16 protein-coding genes and 1 tRNA gene are annotated in these 17,521 nt (G+C 61.8%); 3 read left to right on the forward strand and 14 right to left on the reverse strand.

Features of this window, described 5'->3' with window-relative positions:
• Positions 1-143: 143 nt before the first annotated feature.
• Positions 144-1,109 carry a LysR family transcriptional regulator gene (locus tag IVB46_RS00175; RefSeq protein WP_247314723.1) on the reverse strand — a complete coding sequence of 322 codons (966 nt, stop codon included), beginning with the start codon at positions 1,107-1,109 and terminating at the stop codon, positions 144-146.
• Between the two features lie 228 nt (positions 1,110-1,337).
• On the reverse strand, positions 1,338-2,747 hold the full coding sequence (locus IVB46_RS00180; RefSeq protein WP_247314725.1) for an amidase: 1,410 nt from the start codon (positions 2,745-2,747) through the stop codon (positions 1,338-1,340).
• A gap of 100 nt (positions 2,748-2,847) precedes the next feature.
• Between IVB46_RS00180 and IVB46_RS00185 the strand changes: the two genes are divergently transcribed.
• Positions 2,848-3,408, forward strand: a complete 561-nt coding sequence (locus IVB46_RS00185; RefSeq protein WP_247314727.1) for a TetR/AcrR family transcriptional regulator — start codon at positions 2,848-2,850, stop codon at positions 3,406-3,408.
• Positions 3,409-3,503: 95 nt separating this feature from the next.
• Here the strand turns inward: IVB46_RS00185 and IVB46_RS00190 are convergent, their stop codons facing one another.
• From IVB46_RS00190 to IVB46_RS00220, 7 genes are all read right to left on the reverse strand, one after another.
• Positions 3,504-3,830 (reverse strand): hypothetical protein, encoded by a 327-nt coding sequence (locus IVB46_RS00190; RefSeq protein ID WP_247314730.1) that lies wholly within the window; start codon positions 3,828-3,830, stop codon positions 3,504-3,506.
• Positions 3,763-5,496: a long-chain-fatty-acid--CoA ligase gene (locus tag IVB46_RS00195; protein ID WP_247314732.1), complete on the reverse strand. Its 1,734-nt coding sequence runs from the start codon at positions 5,494-5,496 to the stop codon at positions 3,763-3,765. Before IVB46_RS00195 ends, IVB46_RS00190 begins: the two co-directional genes overlap by 68 nt.
• A gap of 347 nt (positions 5,497-5,843) precedes the next feature.
• On the reverse strand, positions 5,844-6,005 hold the full coding sequence (locus tag IVB46_RS00200; RefSeq protein WP_247314734.1) for a hypothetical protein: 162 nt from the start codon (positions 6,003-6,005) through the stop codon (positions 5,844-5,846).
• Positions 6,006-6,130: 125 nt separating this feature from the next.
• Complete coding sequence (locus IVB46_RS00205; protein ID WP_085403633.1) at positions 6,131-6,451, reverse strand: hypothetical protein; 321 nt, start codon at positions 6,449-6,451, stop codon at positions 6,131-6,133.
• A gap of 184 nt (positions 6,452-6,635) precedes the next feature.
• Entirely contained in the window at positions 6,636-7,058 is a 423-nt protein-coding gene (locus IVB46_RS00210) for a tautomerase family protein (protein WP_247341604.1), read from the reverse strand.
• A gap of 141 nt (positions 7,059-7,199) precedes the next feature.
• A complete protein-coding gene (locus IVB46_RS00215) occupies positions 7,200-8,060 on the reverse strand; it encodes an SDR family oxidoreductase (RefSeq protein WP_247314738.1) in 861 nt (286 codons plus the stop codon).
• A 157-nt stretch (positions 8,061-8,217) separates the two neighbouring features.
• A complete protein-coding gene (locus IVB46_RS00220; protein ID WP_247314740.1) occupies positions 8,218-8,751 on the reverse strand; it encodes a PaaI family thioesterase in 534 nt (177 codons plus the stop codon).
• 300 nt (positions 8,752-9,051) lie between these two features.
• On the opposite strand from IVB46_RS00220, the gene IVB46_RS00225 reads away from it, so the two are divergent.
• The gene (locus IVB46_RS00225; RefSeq protein ID WP_247341605.1) at positions 9,052-10,014 is read left to right on the forward strand and encodes a helix-turn-helix domain-containing protein; all 963 of its coding nucleotides are present in this window, start codon (positions 9,052-9,054) and stop codon (positions 10,012-10,014) included.
• Positions 10,015-10,161: 147 nt separating this feature from the next.
• Here the strand turns inward: IVB46_RS00225 and IVB46_RS00230 are convergent.
• Positions 10,162-10,251: transfer RNA gene (locus IVB46_RS00230), tRNA-Ser, on the reverse strand.
• Between the two features lie 196 nt (positions 10,252-10,447).
• On the opposite strand from IVB46_RS00230, the gene IVB46_RS00235 reads away from it, so the two are divergent.
• Positions 10,448-10,789: a hypothetical protein gene (locus tag IVB46_RS00235; protein WP_247314743.1), complete on the forward strand. Its 342-nt coding sequence runs from the start codon at positions 10,448-10,450 to the stop codon at positions 10,787-10,789.
• 37 nt (positions 10,790-10,826) lie between these two features.
• On the opposite strand, the gene IVB46_RS00240 is transcribed toward IVB46_RS00235, so the two are convergent.
• From IVB46_RS00240 to IVB46_RS00255, 4 genes are all read right to left on the reverse strand, one after another.
• Positions 10,827-12,290: a trehalose-6-phosphate synthase gene (locus IVB46_RS00240; protein WP_247314744.1), complete on the reverse strand. Its 1,464-nt coding sequence runs from the start codon at positions 12,288-12,290 to the stop codon at positions 10,827-10,829.
• A 235-nt stretch (positions 12,291-12,525) separates the two neighbouring features.
• A complete protein-coding gene (gene otsB / locus IVB46_RS00245; protein WP_063980508.1) occupies positions 12,526-13,347 on the reverse strand; it encodes a trehalose-phosphatase in 822 nt (273 codons plus the stop codon).
• A gap of 3 nt (positions 13,348-13,350) precedes the next feature.
• Positions 13,351-14,838, reverse strand: a complete 1,488-nt coding sequence (locus IVB46_RS00250; RefSeq protein WP_247314794.1) for an MFS transporter — start codon at positions 14,836-14,838, stop codon at positions 13,351-13,353.
• Positions 14,839-15,342: 504 nt separating this feature from the next.
• Positions 15,343-17,376 (reverse strand): HAMP domain-containing methyl-accepting chemotaxis protein, encoded by a 2,034-nt coding sequence (locus IVB46_RS00255; protein WP_247314745.1) that lies wholly within the window; start codon positions 17,374-17,376, stop codon positions 15,343-15,345.
• Between the last annotated feature and the right edge of the window lie 145 nt (positions 17,377-17,521).

Below are 17,521 nucleotides of genomic sequence, written 5' to 3' on the forward strand. Positions count from 1 at the left end.
GGGAGGGCTGCGGATTAGTCCCCCTCCGCAAGCCACAGCGGCTGTAGTTCTGGCCAATTGGCATCGGAGTTTCCTGAAGACCAGTTCTGCTGCCCGAACGGTCCACCTCAAACTGTCGGCATGAATAACGACAACAACGGAAATCACCGCCCCGCAGCTGCAAGGTGTCGCTCGAACACACGGGTAAAATCCGCGACCTTGGCGCTTAGATCGGCCCGCGACGGATATGTGAGATGCAGGCGGATCGTCCCGGAGAACTGCTCTGGCAAAATCGGCACGACGAGCCCCGATGCGTATTCCACTCTGCAGAGGGCTTCCGGAAGCAGACCAATCCCCTGGTGATTCAGCACAAGTTCACGAGCAAGAGCGAAGGAGTCGACCGCGACATGAAAGGCGGGCCACGTCGCCCCGCCCGGCAAGGAGCGGGATAGAAGGCGCAGCAATTCACGCCTCGATGGCCCGATCAAGGTCGACGCGTCGCGAATATCGACGGGGATCCCGTGACTGCTCACATAGTCTGCGCTCGCATAAAGACCAAACTTCATGTCGATTGCGCCCTTGATCAGGGCTTCCTGAGGATTGGCCGCTCCGATGCGGAGCGCAATATCAATATCCTGGGAGATGAGATCGAGCACGTCGTTCGTGAGCGACACCTCAAAGCGCACATTGGGGTGTTCGTTTCTGAAATCCCCGATCGCGGCTGCCACGATCCTGACCGGAAAGTCGGCCGGCAGCGTGATGCGGATTTCGCCGGCATATGGGTCGTCAGCACCGCTTACCCCCCGGAGCGCGTTGACAAGCAGGGCAAGCGCGCCAGCCGAACGCTGGTAGAGTTCTCGTCCTGCGGCCGTGAGGGCAAAAGCGCGCGTGGACCTCTTGAAGAGCCGCGCACCGAGCGCCGCCTCCAGGCTGCGGATGCGCAAGCTGACGGACGACCTCGGCGTGTTGGTTTCGCGGGCTGCCGCCGCAAATCCGCCGGCGCGCACGACAGCGACGAATGTCTGCAGGGAATTCAGGTCGATCGGCTGCGCGTCGGTGTGAGCGAGACTTGAATGTTCATTCTGATCATCCTTCTCGGCCTCTTCGAGAGCGCTGCTGTGTGCCTTCATGACGTCCTGCTTCCGGTGATGGTCCGGCGCGCGCGGGAACTTCATGAGGGAAGGGAGCGGCAACCGATAGCGAACCTATGGACGGCAACAATGACCGGAGCGCACCAGGATTTGCGACGCAATTGAACGTGACCGTCGGTTGATTGAGCAAGCCGCGATATCGTCAGCTCATCGTTCATGGTGGATGCTCTCAGGGGAGAGGGCGGGATGAATCCCGCCCTTTCATCGTCAGATAGTCGGATGAAGGTCGCGAACGGGGCTCACCTCCTCGAGGAGCGAGGCGACCTTGAGCACCGTCGATTCCGCCAGCCAGGAGGAGACGAGTTGTACGCCGATCGGAAGGCCATCGTGGCTCGTTCCAAACCGCATTGATAGAGCGGGCATTCCCGTCAGGCTGAACGGTGATGTCGCGCTCATCACGTGGAAGGGCGAAACCGTCACGCCATCGACCACGAGGTCCTTGAGACCGTGTTTGGTCGCCGGGAACGGGGTCACCGGACAGAGCAGCACATCGTAGCGCTGGAAGTATTCGGCGAAGCTGTCGCGAAGGCGCTCTATGGCCTGCTCGGCGGCGACGAAATCGGCGATCGGCGTATCGGGTGCATCAAGGACCAGTTTGGCGTGCCTAAAGATCTCGGCCTCATGGCCGGCGGTGACCTTCTCGAACTCGCGCCGGGATTCCATCTGCTGGAGCTGCCAGAGCACGCTGTTGGCATCGGTCTGCTCCACCACTGGCAACCGGACCTGTTCGACGTGGTAGCCGGCAATGCTCAGCGCATGTGCCGCTGCCTTCACGGTCGCGACCACTTCCGGATCGATGGGTCCGAAGAAGCCCGGAGAGGCCATCCAGCCCACGCGAAGCTCACGGGTCGATTTCGTACCTATCCCCGTATCGAGGCCGGGCGAGCTGACCGAGAAGCCGTCGGCGCCGTCAGGGCCTGCCATCAAGGAATAGGCCAGTGCCACATCACGAACCGAACGTGCCATCGGACCGATATGCCAGAAGCGACGTGGCACCCGGGGCCAGTGGCCTGTCATCGGCATTCGACCGTGAGTGGCCTTGAATCCAACGATACCGGTATGCGCTGCCGGGCCGCGCAACGAGATCGAGAGATCGCTGCCCACGCCGAGTGGCGACATGCCCGCTGCGATGGCAGCGGATTCACCGCCGCTCGATCCGCCCGGAGTGTAGTCGAGGTTCCAGGGGTTGTTGGTTTGGCCCGTCAGGAGATTGTCGGTTTCGATCGAATAGGAAAATTCGGGCGGGTTCGTCTTTGCGATGAGAATGGCGCCGGCGGCCTTCAGCCTGGCCACGACGGTGGCATCAGTGTCAGGCACGCGCCCCCTGAAAATCGGCGAACCGCGCTGTGTCAGCACACCCGCCGTGTCGATTCCGTCCTTGACGGTGAACGGAACGCCATGGAGAGGGCCGAGCTGGGCGCCCGACATCACCGCCGCTTCGGCGGTCCTGGCGCCTTCGATCGCGCCGTCGGCCAGCGTCACGATCGCATTCAGCTTGGGATTGACCGCCGCGATGCGGTCGAGATGCGCCTGCATGACCTCGACGGGCGAAAGCTCCCGTTGAGCGATCAGCTGGGCGATGCGGGTGGCGTCCATTCCAACAATGTTATCCATCATATCTGTCCTACCTGCCATTTGGTAGGCTGGACATGTCTCTCGCATTTATGGACTTCAATCCCTACCTGTCATTTGGTAGGGACACGTTAAGGTGATCACGATGAGCGAAAATGCGAAGGAAGCGATCCTGGCTGCAGCGCGCAGGACAGCTCAGGCCCACGGGTATGGCGGGCTGAACTTCCGCGACATCGGAGCTGAAGTCGGCATCAAGGCTGCGAGCATCTATCATCACTTCCCCGGCAAGGCCGAGCTCGGTGCGGCGGTGGCGAGACGCTACTGGGAGGATACGGCAGCGAACCTCGAAGCTCTTTCAAAAGCGAACGGAGATCCGAGAAAGGCGCTCCGGGCCTATCCGGGACTTTTTCGTCGATCGCTCGAGCACGACAATCGCATGTGCCTCTGCAGCTTCATGGCAGCCGAATATGATGATCTGCCGGACGCCGTGAAAACCGAGGTGCAGGCCTTCGCCGATGTCAACGTGGCCTGGCTGACCAGGATGCTCGCTGCGGCTTCAGTTCCCGCCAGCAAGCGTGAAGCAAGGGCGCGCGCGATCTACGCTGCCGTTGCCGGCGCGCAGCTGATGGCGCGGAGCCGCGCAGACCTGAAACTCTTCGATGTGCTGATCGAAAGCTATCGCGGATCAGGCTTGATCCCGACTTGAAAGCCGATCCTGCCTGCGCCGTCCAAATAGCTGGCGGAGATGTATCGTGGACATCTTTGGCTCCTTGACGTCGACGCTTGCGTGCCAATTGACGGTCAATTGGAGAACGTGCTCGCCTTGCGGACGAGCAGTTCATCGCCCTTTCGGCTGATTTCGAGCCCGGGTGCCTGGTATGGCGTTGAGACGACGACGCGCTGACCGGGCGCCAGTACTGTCACAAAGCGGATCGGCGTTCCCGCTTCACCCTGTGCAAGAGTCGTAACGACGCGGAATCCATCGGGCTCGACCGTGTAGTAGGCGACGCCGGATACATCGCCGAGATTGATGCTCAGGCCCTCGATCGGCCGCAGGCCGTTAGCGTGTGCGGCCCCGAGTGAGGCGAAGGTGACGGCGGCTGCGAGAAGCGAGCTGCGGACTGACATAGGAACCTCCGTTGGCTTCGGCGGCGGGCGGGTTGCCCGTCTGGCTGATCGCGGCGGAATCGCGGTTTCCGTAAAGCTCGTGCAATTTGGTCTTCAGGACTTTTCCGGTCGCCCCGTGCGGAAGCTCGTCGACGAACAGAACATCGTCCGGCATCCACCACTTCGCGATCTTGCCCTCGTAAAAGGTCAGGAGATCTTGCGCCTCGAGCCTCGATCCCTGGCGTCGGACCGCAAGCACGAGCGGGCGTTCGTCCCATTTTGGATGCGCAATACCAATCACCGCCGCTTCGACGATTTCGGGGTGGGCCATCGCCAGGTTTTCGAGCTCGATAGACGATATCCATTCGCCTCCGGACTTGATGACGTCCTTCGAGCGATCCGTAACCTGCATATAACCGTCGCTGTCGATCGTGACGACATCACCCGTGAAAAACCAGCCATCGGCACGCTCGCTTTCCGGCATCTTGTAATACGCGCGGGCAATCCAGGGCCCCCGAACCACGAGGTCGCCAACTGCCTTGCCATCGTGGGGGAGTTTTCTGTTGTCGCCATCGCGAATCCCGATTTCGACCCCGAAAAGCGCACGTCCTTGTTTGACCTGGCGAGACCGCCGTTCAGCTCTCGACGAGGTCATGTGCTTGCGCAGTGGCTTCGAGATCGTCGCGAGCGGGCTGGTTTCCGTCATGCCCCAACCATGCAGAACTTCTACTCCGTATTCGTCCTGCAGCGTTTCCATCAGGGAGGCCGGACATGCCGTGCCACCGATCAGCGCGCGATTGAGCGTCGTCGGCTTCACGCCGGCGCTTTGCAGGTATCGAACATAGCCCAGCCAGACCGTCGGCACGCCGCCGGCGAAAGTCACCCCGTGGTCCTCGAACAAACTGTGCAGGCTCTCACCGTCGACGTTTTGGCCGGCCATCACCAGCTTCGAACCCGTCGCCGTTGCACAATACGGCATTCCCCAAGACATTGCGTGGAACATCGGCGAGACAAGCGCGACCGTATCATCCAGAGAAATGCGACAAGCGTCTGGGAGCGCTGCGGCGCAGGAATGCAGCACGGCGCTGCGATGGCTATACAGCACACCCTTTGGGTTTCCTGTCGTTCCCGACGTGTAGCACAGTCCGCATGCCGTGTTCTCGTCGAACTCCGGCCATGCATAGGCTTCCGAGCACCCGGAGAGAAATCCTTCATAGGATGGGAAGCCTTTGGCTCCCACGATCTTTGCGTCGCCAGCCTCGCCCAGATATATCCACGCTTCAACAGTCGGACATTGCGGCATTAAAGAGTGTACGAGATCGATAAAAGCCAGATCGAAGAATACAACCGCATCTTCGGCGTGGTTGATGATGTATATGATCTGGTCCACGAACAGCCTTGGATTGATCGTGTGGCAAACGGCTCCCATTCCGGAAATGCCGAAGTATAGCTCCAGATGCCGATAGCTATTCCAGGCTAAGGTCGCCACGCGATCGCCTGGCTTAATGCCGATCGAGTCCAATGCATTTGCGAGCCGAGAGCTGCGCTCGAGAAGGCCGCTGTAGCTCGTGATGTGATCGGGCTTGTCGGGAGTTCGGGAGACGATCTCGACATCGGGAAAGGAGCGCGCCGCGTGCATGAGAATGGACGACAGGAGCAACGGAGTTTGCATCATTAAGCCAAGCATGGCGAATGTTCCCTCGGTTTCAACGCTTTCACTTCAGCCGCAAGCGACTGTTCGTGCGGGCAGGAGATGGTCCGCACGGGTATCCATTTGGCGAGAGGTCTTCATCAACCAGGACGACGTCTCGCCCGCCCTCTCGCCCTTTGGTGCCCGGTCCCCGAACACGCGCCTTCGCGCGAGACCTGAGAAGGATGGCGAGCTTGAAGTGAACGACTAGCAGCCTGATCGCAAAGGACGTGACGAGCCATATGACTGACAGGGGCATTTGTCTTCCAAACACGATTTAGATTCGATGCTGTGAATGAAGCTAAGACTCTGGAAGCTGGATGTCGTGAGCCGCCGGCGCCCTTTCACCGGTACTGGCACGCACCGCTCGCTGCCACGTCGCGCCGCGAAGCGGTCAGGGCCGACGCGGAGACGGATAGGGGCGGCGCGGATAGGGCTGGAAGCAACGCCAACGTCGTGAGCAGGGTACGACGGTCGATGCCGGAGCGCAGAATGGCTTCTTTCATGTTCGGCTACTCCTAATTCAAATGGATCGGTGGAGCAGGTTCGGCGAAAATGCGATGGACCGCTCTGCCGCTGATCACGCTCATCGCCCTTCCCGTTCGCTGGGAAGGCGCCATTTGGCCGGAAATTAGTTCGAGACCGATTTCACCTTGCGGACGAGCACGCTGTCGCCGTTCCGGCTGATTTCGAGCGCATTTACCTGGTGCGGTGTTGAGAACGCCACGCTCTGACCCGGGGCAAGAACACACACAACACGGATCGGCGTTCCCGTCATGCCCTGTGCAAGGGTCGTTACGACATGGAATCCGTCGCGCTCTACGGTGTAGTAGGCGACACCGGACAGTTCGCCAACGTCGACGCTCATGGCATCAATCGGACGCAGGCCATCGGCGTGGGCGGGCTGCAGAGAGGCGAATGCTGCGGCAACAAGCAGGCTACGGATCGACATAGCGATCTCCTTTGGGTTGCGACATAAAACCTGTAAAGCGTCGAGGCTGAAGAACACTGCGACGAGCCGGCCGGGCGGTATTACGTCCGCCCGGCGCCTTTCGGCATTTTGGCGTTCGCGCCGCCGAAGCTTGGCGGATTGATACCCATCGCCGCGATCAGCTCGCTGAAGGTTGCGCCCACACTCAGGTATATGCTGACGGGCGGTCCTCTTTGACCCAGTGCTTTTCAGCCTCAGAATCGGGGTCAGGCGGCTTCATTCCTTGGATGGTCCAGAAATCGATTGGCGTTTCGTCAATGTGGACCTCCCAGCGATAACCCCGCTCGCGTGTGAAGGGATTGAGCGTAGTGTTGACGCGCTCCAGCCACCACGCTCGCCGCTCGGGAGCAGTTGCGCGAGCAATCTGATCAATCCAAATCCTGACAAAATCGTTCGCTGCCTTTCCACCGATAAAGAACGAGTTCCTTGGCAATTCGTGAAAGACAACGCTTGCATAGAACCGGGGCAAGCCGACATCCGCGTAGAGGTCCGTGATACGCGTCGCAAGCGCGCACTTGTCCTCGGCTGAGTACGCATTTTCCGGACAGTAAATATGCCACAGAGGCATTTGAGCTCTCCTTGTTAAGCTTTGGCGATATTCGTCCTGGCTTCTTCATTCTTTCGAGGGCCTATTCCTGGCAGGGCGCGCCCGCCAGCGTGCTGCCGCGTGAGGACGGGTCGACGGCAGGCGCCGACCCGGAACGCTCCATCACGCGAGTTTTTCGAGATGCCCGAGGCCCAGACCGTCGACGACGGCCCTCTGGACGGGCGCGATGTCGGCATTGATCTTGTCAGCACCGAACGACGTGCCCACCACCGTCCGAGCGGCGCGACTGCCCTTCGCCTGGCCGACGAGCTTGGCGACGGCCTCGGCAATGTCATGAGGCTTCGGAGCGTCCTTTCCCTGCAACATTGACGTGAAGGTCTTGTAAATGGCGTCGGGAATCTGGCCGACCTCGCCGTAGGACTTCGTGATGTCGCCGTCGGCAGGCCTCTGGATGCTCGAGTACAGGCTTGTCGGGTAAGCGCCAGGCTGAACTTCCACCACGTCTACGCCGAGTTGGGAGACCTCCAGCCGAATGCTGTCGGTCAAAGCTTCGATCGCCATCTTGCTCGCGCCGTAGATGCCGACGAAGGGGAACGTCACCCGGCCGAGGACCGAGCCCATGTTGATAATGAGGCCTTCGCGCTCCCGACGCATCGAAGGCAGTACTGCCCGCGTAACGCGGAGGAACCCGATGACGTTGGTGTCGAAGATCGCCTTCGCCTGATCCGCCGTGAAGGCTTCGGTTACGCCGACCGACGCAATGCCGGCGTTGTTGACCAGCACGTTGATCTTGCCGGCCTCGGCGAGGATAGAAGCAATGGCGCGATCGACCGAGCCGTCATCGGTAACGTCGAGTTCCACGACGCCTATTTTCTGGCTCCGCAGCGCGTCGGCGTGGCTGCGATTGCGGCTGGCGATGTCGCGCATCGCGGCAAACACGCGATAGCCGTCGCGCGCCAGCTTTTCCGCGGTTTCGCGGCCGAAGCCGCTCGATGTGCCGGTAATGAGAATAGTCCTGGTCATGGTTTGCCTCCGGTGATGAGGGTTGCGGGTCAATGCGAGATGATCAGCCGGTATGGCTGGTCAGGAACTGACGGGGTACCGCGACCGGGATGTCCGAGAACGAGCTTGAACAGACGTCGGGAGCGGCGGGCTGGAGTGATGAAGCCTTGGATGCGAGTCAGAAGGCGAATTCCAGGCTGGCGTGCGCAACCAACTTTCCCGTCGACGCAAACGAAACGCGGGTTTCCGTGAAGGCCGACGCTTTGCCAAAGCGCAATACTTCTGCTCTTACATGATAGTCATCGTTGACGGCTGGACGCAGGAAGTGAGTGTGCTGATACACGGTGCCTTTAGTGATGAGCCCCGTCGTGCCCACGGACAGTGATGCAACCGAGTCAATGGCCGCCATAATTGCCTGGCCACATACCGCACAGCTTGACAATTTGAGCGCATCATTTTGTGGAAGCATCGCGGACACGATGCCCGGGCAAACCTTGAACTCGCGAAGGCCGAGCATTTTCACCCAAGGCGCGAAAACATATTCGTACAACTCGAGAACTGTGGCATCCGTCACTGGCAGACAATGAAGCGGAACCGGAATTCCAGGCCGCCTAACTCCCAAGGCAGGATCGGACTCGTTTTGCGTTGCCTGCTCGGTCACAAGAGCCCGGTTTCCCGTTAGCGTCATTGTATTCTGAACTTCTGCAATCATTGTTGTCTCCGATTCTCGTCAAAGCGTGACTACGAGGATCGGAATCTAGGCGGCTGGACCGCAGGTGTCGTGAGACGATCGCGCCCAATCATCCGTACGAACGCGCACCGCCTGGCGCGCCTCGCGGCCATGCTGACACGATCTCGGGGGCGTGATTTGGCGTGACGCAGAGTTGAGTGGGACCCGTCCCGGGCCACGCTAGCTTGATCAAACGTCTGCCCGTGGTTTCGGCGCGGGCCATTACAAACCGTGCGATTAGGCTTGCCAAGACTCGCTTTACCAAGACCCGCGGAGGCGATGATGCACCCGAGCGACGATTTTCTCAGCGCTCCAGAATTGGACTATGACGGTTTCCGAGCTGCAATGCGCGAGGATTGGGGATGGTTTACTCCTGCTCGCGAAACCAACATCTTCGCCAGCAAGGTGCGCACGCGGCGCCTCTTCGGATTCGCCGCAGTGGATCTCACCTGCAGCGCTACCCGCCTTGAGCGGACGGAACAGGACATTCGCCGTGATAATATGGAGTACTATTTCGTCACAGTTCAGGATACCGGCGAATCGATTATCATTCACAACGACCGAGTCGTAAATGTCACTGCTGGCGATGTCGTCCTGCTCGATTCCACAAAGCCCGTGACATTCATCTCGCGGGCCCAAGACAGCGCGCGATGGCTTGGTGTGCAAGTGCCGCGCCAGAAGCTGGCGTCGCATCTCGGCTTCGAACCGCAAGGTGGCGTGTGCGGTCCTCGGCAGGCGCAAGCGTCACGTCTGCTTTGTCAACTCGCTCTTGACCCGATCAGCGATGCAGAACCGGCGTTCGCGTCGACTGATAACTTTATGCATCTGGTGGTCTACGATCTCCTCGGCGCACTGTTTGCACCTCCCGCCCCGCTTGGCTCGCGTCACAACGACAAGCTGTTCATGCGCGTCTGCGGCATCATAAAGGACCGCTTTGCCGATCCGGACATCTCTCCGCGGGAGGTGGCTGCCGAGGCGGGAATTTCACTGCGCTATTTGCAGAAACTGTTCACGGTCCGTGGGTCGACATGCGGTCACTACATATGTTCGGCCCGTCTGGATCATGCGGCGCGTCTGATCGAACGCCGCGCGTTGATGAAGACAGGTCAGCCGCTCAGCGATATTGCCTACGCCTGCGGCTTTCGCGACTACACGCATTTTGCGCGCGGCTTCCGCCGGCGTTTCGGCACCGCGCCGGGCGCCGTCGGAGCAGGCGCCACCGGTAACGACAGCGCACGGGTGTGAAGGCTGCAGAAACAGAGGCAAGCGCAGTTAAGCTCGGCTCTCGACCGAATTCAGAAAGGATCTCGCTTTCCAACCCCTGTCGCGCCCAGAAGCAATCCGGGGGTCGACCGTCGAAAACAGAGATCTACCTCACATTTCGATAGGAGCTGGCGGAGAGAGTGGGATTCGAACCCACGGTACGGTTTCCCGCACACACGCTTTCCAAGCGTGCGCCTTAAGCCACTCGGCCATCTCTCCGGAGCGCCCTCTCTTGAAGGGGAGCCGATCATTTTGCAAGGGATCGCGGGGAAATCGGGTGAATTTTCCGTAAGATATTGTATTTGAAAGATAATATCTGGCGTCAGCTGGCGCTTCGGAACCGCTCAAAGGCTGAACCGGAAGCGGGTTTGGCGCGACGATTCACTCAAGACCGCCAAACACGACCAGGGACGCCATGACCATCCAAAAGACCATCGTCGCGCTGGGCCTGATTTCGGCCCTTGGCTCCGCCTTCGCCGTGCCGGCCGCCGCGCAGGTCTGCACCCGGCAGGGCGTCGACGTGAGTTGCGAGGACGGGCGGCGCGGCGTGCTTTCGGGCGACGCCATCATCTGGCCGGACGGGACGCGCTCGAGCGCCTCGCCGCACCCGAGCGTGATCATCGGCAACAAGAGCTCGGTGCATGTCGGACCCGGCGTGTTCGTCGGCCAGGGCAAGGGCATGGTGCCGCTGGACGATCCCAACGCACCGAACAAGCGGCAATGCGCGATTTTGGACGGGGTGTCGTATTGTTATTGAGCGCCTCCCCCCGCGAGAAAGGGGAGAGCAAGAGAGCTTAAATCAGCCGCACACCTGATATCGCCGACTTCAGCCAGCGCAGGGCCTGCGGCGGCTGGGTCTCGAGCGGCGTGACGACGGCCTTCTCGGTCCGGCACTTTTCCAACTCGGCGACGAAGTCGGCGGACCATTGCTGGATGGTGTGACCGCGCAGCTTCTTCATCATCGCATCCCAGCGCATCTTGCGCTCGGCGAGCGGCATCGCGGCCGCGACCGCGATCGCGCGGGCCATGCCGTCGATGTCGTGCGGGTTGACCAGCAGCGCCGTTTCGAGCTCGTTGGCGGCGCCGGCGAACTTCGACAGCACCAGCACGCCGGGATCGGCCGGATTCTGCGCGGCGACATATTCCTTGGCGACGAGGTTCATGCCGTCATGCAGCGGCGTCACCACGCCGATCTGCGCGGTGCGGTAGAGACCCGCAAGCACGGCCTGGCTGAAACCCTTGTTCAGGTAGCGGATCGGCGTCCAGTCGACCTCGCCGTGGCGGCCGTTGACGTCGCTGACGAGACGCGCGACCTCGTTCTGGAGATTGCCATAGGCCTCGATCGCACCGCGCGAGGGGTTGGCGATCTGGAGCAGCGAGATGCTGCGCGCAAACTGCGGATGCTCGGTCCAGAGCCGGTCGAACGCGCTGATTCGATTGACGAGACCCTTGGAATAGTCGAGCCGGTCGACGCCGATCGCGAGCCGCTCGCCGTTGAGACTGCGGCGCAGCCGCGACACGTCGGGATGCGAGGCCGATTTCGCCGCGTAAGCCGCGAACTTTTCCGCATCGATGCCGATCGGAAAGACCTCGCAACGCGTACGGCCATGCTGCGAGATCGCGACGCCGTCTTCGACGGCGAGACCGAGTTCACTCGCGACATAGCCGAGGAAATTCTGGCAATCCTCATTGGTCTGGAAGCCGAGCAGATCGTAGGCCAGCATCGCCGTGATCAGTTCGCGATGATTGGGCACGCCCTGCATCACCGCGACGACCGGCCACGGCGTGTGCAGGAAGAAGCCGATCGGATCATCGACGCCGAGATCGCGCAGCTCCGCGCCGAGCGCGAGGAAATGATAATCCTGCACCCAGAACGCCGTTTTCGCTTTCCGGAAGCGCATCAAGGCGCGCGCCATGAAGGCGTTGACCTCGCGATAGCTGACATAGTCGTCGCGCGAGACGCGGATCAGATCGCTGCGCGAATGCAGCGCCGGCCACAGCGCCGAATTGGCAAAACCTTCGTAATAGCCGCCGTAATGCGCCGCCGGCAGATCCAGCGTCGCTATCGCACCCGACCCAAGCGCTTCGATCTCGGCGAACGGTTCCTTCTGATGGCCGTCGCGCACACGGCCCGACGAACCCACCCAGATAGCACCCGAATGTTCCACCACGGGAAGCAATGCCGCAGCCAAGCCGCCCGTCATCGGCTCGTTGGGTTTACCGCGCGCAACTCGATTTGAAACGACGACTAAATTCACAGGTCGTCCCCTCCTTCATTCCAACCCGTTTAACTGCTGTTCATCAATATGGTTCCTGTCCATCATTTGTACGAAATGAAACCAAAATCAGGCACATGCGTTGGAACCAGTTTTTCTGCTGGGAACCCGGCGGTTTCGCTCAACAAAGTCAGTTTTCGTGACTGTGTTGCCCAGCATGAATTGCGCGCGCAAGCGAACGACGCGAGCGACAATGTGGCCCCGAGGTGTCGGTGCCTTATTCCAACCTTGTGTCGTCGAGCAGACGCGCGAGGAACGCGCGCACATCCTTCGGCTCATCGAAATGGCCGTTGACGCCGATGGCGCGGCGACCGACCGAGAAGGACAGCCCGTTCATGTCGGGCATGATCGCGAACACGGTCTCATCGGTAACGTCGTCGCCAATGAAGATCGGACGGCGCCCTTTGAAGGGCTCATGCTTCATCAATTCGCGCACGCCGGTGGCCTTGGTGAAGCCGGAATGCTTGATCTCGCAAACGAACTTGCCGGGCAGCACCTCAATCGGCGCATTGGGCAGATCGGCGCGGATCAGCGAGACGGCTTCGAAGATCGCCTTCTCCGCATGCGGCGCGAGACGATAATGCAGCGCCAGCGAATAGCCCTTGTCCTCGAGCAGAATGCCGGGGCTGAGCTTGGCGATCGCAGCCAGGCGCCGCTTCAGTTCCTTGTCCATCGGCGGCGCGTGCACGTCGTCGGCCTCATTGCCCACCGACAGGCGCATTTCCGCGCCGTGACCGGCGACCGCGCGAAACACGTCGGGTGCGAAGATCAGGTCGATGTCGTTGAGCGAACGGCCGCTGACCATCGCCAGCGCGCCGGACGTGCGCTCGGTCAACAGGTTCAGCGTTTCCGACAGGCCCGGCGGCACCCACACCTCGCGCGGCGTCGGCATCAGGTCGAGCAGCGTGCCGTCGATGTCGAGCAGGATCGCGGTCTCGCCGAGATGCGGCACGAGCGCATGCGGCACCGGCACCGCGTCGGGCGCTTCTTCGTCAACCATGGGGCGCTTCTGATCCAATTCCGCGAGCTCCGATTTCATAGTCTACTCCATAAAGGCAAGCGGCCGCGCGATTTGTTCGAGCGATTTGCGTTCCGCGGCGACGGCGTAGCGCCAGGCCACGATCGCAGCCACGATCATCAGGAAGGCCCCCAGCAAATAGCCCGCGAACACGCTGGTGCGTGATCCCGTGTCGATCAGCGCGCCGAACAGCGCGGGCCCGATCACGCCGCCGATGCCGGTGCCGATTGCGTAGAACACCGCAATCGCCAGCGCGCGCACTTCCAGAGGGAACGTCTCGCTGACGGTCAGGTAGGCCGCGCTCGCGGCGGGCGAGGCAAAGAAGAAGATCACCATCCAGGCAATGGTCTGCCCCTGCGCGCTCAGCGCGCCGATCGAGAACAGATAACCTGAGATCGCCAGCAGCACGCCCGACACGCCGTAGGTAAACGTAATCATGACGCGGCGGCCGAGCGTGTCGAACAGGCGCCCGAGCAGCAGCGGACCGAGGAAGTTGCCCGCGGCGAACGGCAGGAGATACCAGCCGACATGCTCGGCGCTGATGCCGTAGAAGTCGGTCAGCACCAGCGCGAAGGTGAAGAAGATCGCATTATAGAAGAATGCCTGCGCAACCATCAGCACGAGGCCGACCAGGGAGCGCTGGCGATAGACGGAGAACAACGTGTGCACGACCTCCCTGATCGGCGTGTGGTCGCGCATCTTCAGTCGGATTTTCGTGAAGCGGCCGTCGCTCGCATGCTGGTCGTGCCCGATCACCGAGCGCTCGATCTCGTCCACGATGGCGTGGGCCTGGTCGGGCCGGCCGTGGATCATCAGCCAGCGCGGGCTCTCCGGAATCCACATCCGCATCAACAGCACGACGAGGCCGAGGATCGCGCCGATGAGATAGGCGAGGCGCCAGCCGAGATCGGGACCGATCAATGCGGGATCGAGCAGCACGATGGCCGCCACCGCGCCCATCGCCGCGCCGATCCAGAAACTGCCGTTGATGACGAGATCGGTCCAGCCGCGATAACGCGCCGGCACCAGTTCCTGGATCGTCGAGTTGATCGCAGTGTACTCGCCGCCGATGCCGGCGCCGGTGAGAAAACGAAACAGCGCGTAGCTCGCGACATTCCACGACAAGGCGGTCGCGGCAGTCGCGGAGAGATAAAGCGCCAGTGTGATGAAGAACAGTTTCTTGCGGCCGATGCGATCGGTGAGCCAGCCGAAGCCGAGCGCGCCGAGCACCGCACCGGCGAGATACGCGGAATTGGCGATACCGAGATCGAGATTGGAGAATTGCAGCGACGGACTCTGCTTCAACGCGCCGGAGAGCGCGCCGGCCAGCGTCACCTCGAGCCCGTCGAGGATCCAGGTGATCCCGAGCGCCAGCACGACGCGGGTATGAAAGCCGCTCCACGGCAGCGCATCGAGCCGCGCGGGAATGCTGGTCTCGATGATGCGGTCAGCCGCGACCGCCGCAGAGACAGCAGGTCCATAATTCAGCGCTGGGCTTTGCTGCAATTCCATCGCGTTGCTGGGTCTAACCAATGGAAGCGGCCCCGGTTCACATGGTGTGGACGGGGGCGTTCCGATCATGGAGGTGCGGGATTCCGCCTGCCACCTGCGACAACGCCTGCGGCAAAGGCGGGTTCCCGCGGGAACAGCCCCTGGGATCGTCCGTTTCCGATGGAGCCGCAGGGAGTTGACGCATGGCTCACGTCAGAAAGACGACACATTCGCGCAAAACCTGGAGCGCGCGAAGGTGGAGTTGAAGCGGACGTTCGGGAGGGAGTGAGACTCGCGCTCTTTACCCCGCTGTCGTCCCGGACAAGCGAAGCGCAGATCCGGGACCCCTAACCACAGAAAGTGGTTTGGCGAAGACTTGGAGTTACCACCGTCCGTCTCAACTATCCGCTGGGAGTATGGATCCCGGATCGGCGCGCGCCTAAGGGCGCGCTTGTCCGGGACGACAGCGGAGTATGAGGCGATAGCGAGGTCTTCAGGCGCCAAGCGCCTGACGCGCGGCGAGCCTTACGCGGCCCTGATATTGCCCATAAAGCGATCGAGTTCGGCGCGCAGGCGCGTGCTTTCGGACGACAACGTCTTGGCCGAGTTCAGCACCTCTTCCGAGGCCGAACCGGTTTCGGCGGCGCCCCGGTTGACCTGGCCGATGTCGGTGGCGGCGGTCTGGGTGCCCTGCGCAACGGTCTGGACGCTGCGCGCGATTTCCTGCGTCGCGGCGCCCTGCTGCTCGACGGCGCTCGCAATCGACGTCGAGATCGACGAAATCTGGCCGATGGTCGCGCCGATCTCCTTGATCGCGGCAACCGACTCGGCGGTCGCGCCCTGCATCCCCGTAATGTGGGAGGAGATTTCGTCGGTCGCCTTCGCGGTCTGACTAGCCAGCGACTTCACTTCGCTGGCGACCACTGCGAAGCCGCGGCCGGCCTCACCCGCGCGCGCCGCCTCGATGGTGGCGTTGAGCGCAAGAAGATTGGTCTGCTCGGCGATCGCCGTGATCAGCTTGACCACTTCGCCGATCTGCTGGGCGGCGTGCGAGAGCTTGCCGATGCGGCCGTCGGTTTCCTTCGCCTGCACCACGGCAGCTTCCGCGATGCGGCTGGAGTCGCGAACCTGGCGGCCGATCTCCTCGACGGAAGCCGAAAGCTCTTCCGTCGCGGTTGCGACCGACTGCATGTTGCTGGAGGCCTGCTCGGACACGCCGGCAACCTGGCTCGACAGGCTCTGCGTAGTCTCGGCGGTGCGGGTCAGCGTGGAGGCCGCCGATTCGAGCTGCACGGCCGAGGCCGAGACGTTGGAGACGATGGCGCCGACGGCGCTCTCGAAATCGTCGGCAAAGCGAATCAGCTCGGAGCGGCGGCTTGCGGCCTGCTCCCGGTTCTGGGCTTCGCTGGCGGCGGCGTCGCGCTCGGCTTTCGCAACAGCCTGAACCTTGAATTCCTCGACCGCGCCAGCCATCTCGCCGATCTCATCCTTGCGGCCCAGGCCCGGCAACACGACGTCGAAATTGCCGGACGCGAGCTCGCGCATCGCCTTGCACATCGCGATCATCGGGCGCGAGATGCCGTTGCCGAGCATCAGGGCCAGCACGGCACCGATGGCGAGGCCGCCGAGCGCCATCATCAGCATCAGCCGTTCGGTCTCGGTGATGGTGGAGTTGGTGCTCGCTTCGATGCGCTGCTGATCCGAGGTCAGATCGGACCGCAACTCAGCCGAGAGCTTGAGGATGCCCGCCGCCGTCTTGGTCATCTCGCCGTTCAACTTGACGATGATCTTCACGTTCTCGGTCAGTTTCGAGAAAGAGGTGCGGTACTGCTTCAGCAGGTTGCCGATCTCGGTGACGCGGTCGGTGATCTTCTGGTCATTGGCATAGATCGAGACCAGCAGCGTCTCCAGGAATTTGATGCGGGCGATCACGCCGTCGGCGGTCTTCGGCTCCGGCTTGGCGACGAAGGCGCTGACCGAGGTGGAGACCGCGAGATATTGCGAGGTGACGTCCTTGGCCGTGGTCTGAACCGAGTTCAGGCCCGCCAGCGCGGCAGTATCGGCGAGATCGTCGAACTTGAATCGGATCTTGTTGCCGACGCTGTTGAGCTCGTCGGCGGCGATCTTGTTGTTCTCGCGCGTCAGCGTGATGATCTCACCGAACACCTTGGTGAAGCGCTGGAATTCGGCCTCGAGCTTGCCGACCTGCTCGCGGCGAGCCGCGCCGGTCGTGGCCGCCACCGACTTGGCGATCGCGCCCTTCAGATTCTCTTCGGCGGCCTTGGCCGCGGTCTCGTCATCGGTCGCGCCCGTCAGCGTATAGGCCCGCGCCAGTCCCTGATAGGCGATCAGCTCGCGGTCCACGGTCCGCGCGAGGTCCGCTTCCGACACGCTGGCCCGGTAGGAGGCCACGGCGGCCTGGATCCGCTCGAAGCCGAAATAGGCGAAAGCCATGCTGACGGCGAGGATGGCCAGCACCGCCACGAAGCCGAGGATGATTTTTGCACGAAAACGCAGGGTGAAGAGCTTCGATGTGTTCGGCGTCGACTTGACGGGCATTCCCCACCCCATTCCATTCGCGGAAAACCAGGCGCAGCCCGGAAGCAGCCCGCTTCCTGACTCGTGAGCACGGTAGAGTGCAAAGGATAAGCCACGGTAAATTTATGGCGTCGCAACTTGCGGTTAGGTGACGCGGCCGAGCCTG

Source organism: Bradyrhizobium sp. 61 (assembly GCF_023073075.1).
GTDB classification, from domain to species: Bacteria; Pseudomonadota; Alphaproteobacteria; order Rhizobiales; family Xanthobacteraceae; genus Bradyrhizobium; species Bradyrhizobium barranii.

Excerpts from the sequence above, each read along its gene's own strand:
- IVB46_RS00175 (WP_247314723.1), bottom strand. The coding sequence starts at position 1,109 with ATGAAGGCACACAGCAGCGCTCTCGAAGAGGCCGAGAAGGATGATCAG.
- IVB46_RS00225 (WP_247341605.1), top strand. The coding sequence starts at position 9,052 with ATGCACCCGAGCGACGATTTTCTCAGCGCTCCAGAATTGGACTATGAC.
- IVB46_RS00210 (WP_247341604.1), bottom strand. The coding sequence starts at position 7,058 with ATGCCTCTGTGGCATATTTACTGTCCGGAAAATGCGTACTCAGCCGAG.
- IVB46_RS00200 (WP_247314734.1), bottom strand. The coding sequence starts at position 6,005 with ATGAAAGAAGCCATTCTGCGCTCCGGCATCGACCGTCGTACCCTGCTC.
- otsB (WP_063980508.1), bottom strand. The coding sequence starts at position 13,347 with ATGAAATCGGAGCTCGCGGAATTGGATCAGAAGCGCCCCATGGTTGAC.
- IVB46_RS00190 (WP_247314730.1), bottom strand. The coding sequence starts at position 3,830 with ATGTCAGTCCGCAGCTCGCTTCTCGCAGCCGCCGTCACCTTCGCCTCA.
- IVB46_RS00235 (WP_247314743.1), top strand. The coding sequence starts at position 10,448 with ATGACCATCCAAAAGACCATCGTCGCGCTGGGCCTGATTTCGGCCCTT.
- IVB46_RS00195 (WP_247314732.1), bottom strand. The coding sequence starts at position 5,496 with ATGCTTGGCTTAATGATGCAAACTCCGTTGCTCCTGTCGTCCATTCTC.
- IVB46_RS00185 (WP_247314727.1), top strand. The coding sequence starts at position 2,848 with ATGAGCGAAAATGCGAAGGAAGCGATCCTGGCTGCAGCGCGCAGGACA.
- IVB46_RS00255 (WP_247314745.1), bottom strand. The coding sequence starts at position 17,376 with ATGCCCGTCAAGTCGACGCCGAACACATCGAAGCTCTTCACCCTGCGT.
- IVB46_RS00250 (WP_247314794.1), bottom strand. The coding sequence starts at position 14,838 with ATGGAATTGCAGCAAAGCCCAGCGCTGAATTATGGACCTGCTGTCTCT.
- IVB46_RS00220 (WP_247314740.1), bottom strand. The coding sequence starts at position 8,751 with ATGATTGCAGAAGTTCAGAATACAATGACGCTAACGGGAAACCGGGCT.
- IVB46_RS00215 (WP_247314738.1), bottom strand. The coding sequence starts at position 8,060 with ATGACCAGGACTATTCTCATTACCGGCACATCGAGCGGCTTCGGCCGC.
- IVB46_RS00180 (WP_247314725.1), bottom strand. The coding sequence starts at position 2,747 with ATGATGGATAACATTGTTGGAATGGACGCCACCCGCATCGCCCAGCTG.
- IVB46_RS00205 (WP_085403633.1), bottom strand. The coding sequence starts at position 6,451 with ATGTCGATCCGTAGCCTGCTTGTTGCCGCAGCATTCGCCTCTCTGCAG.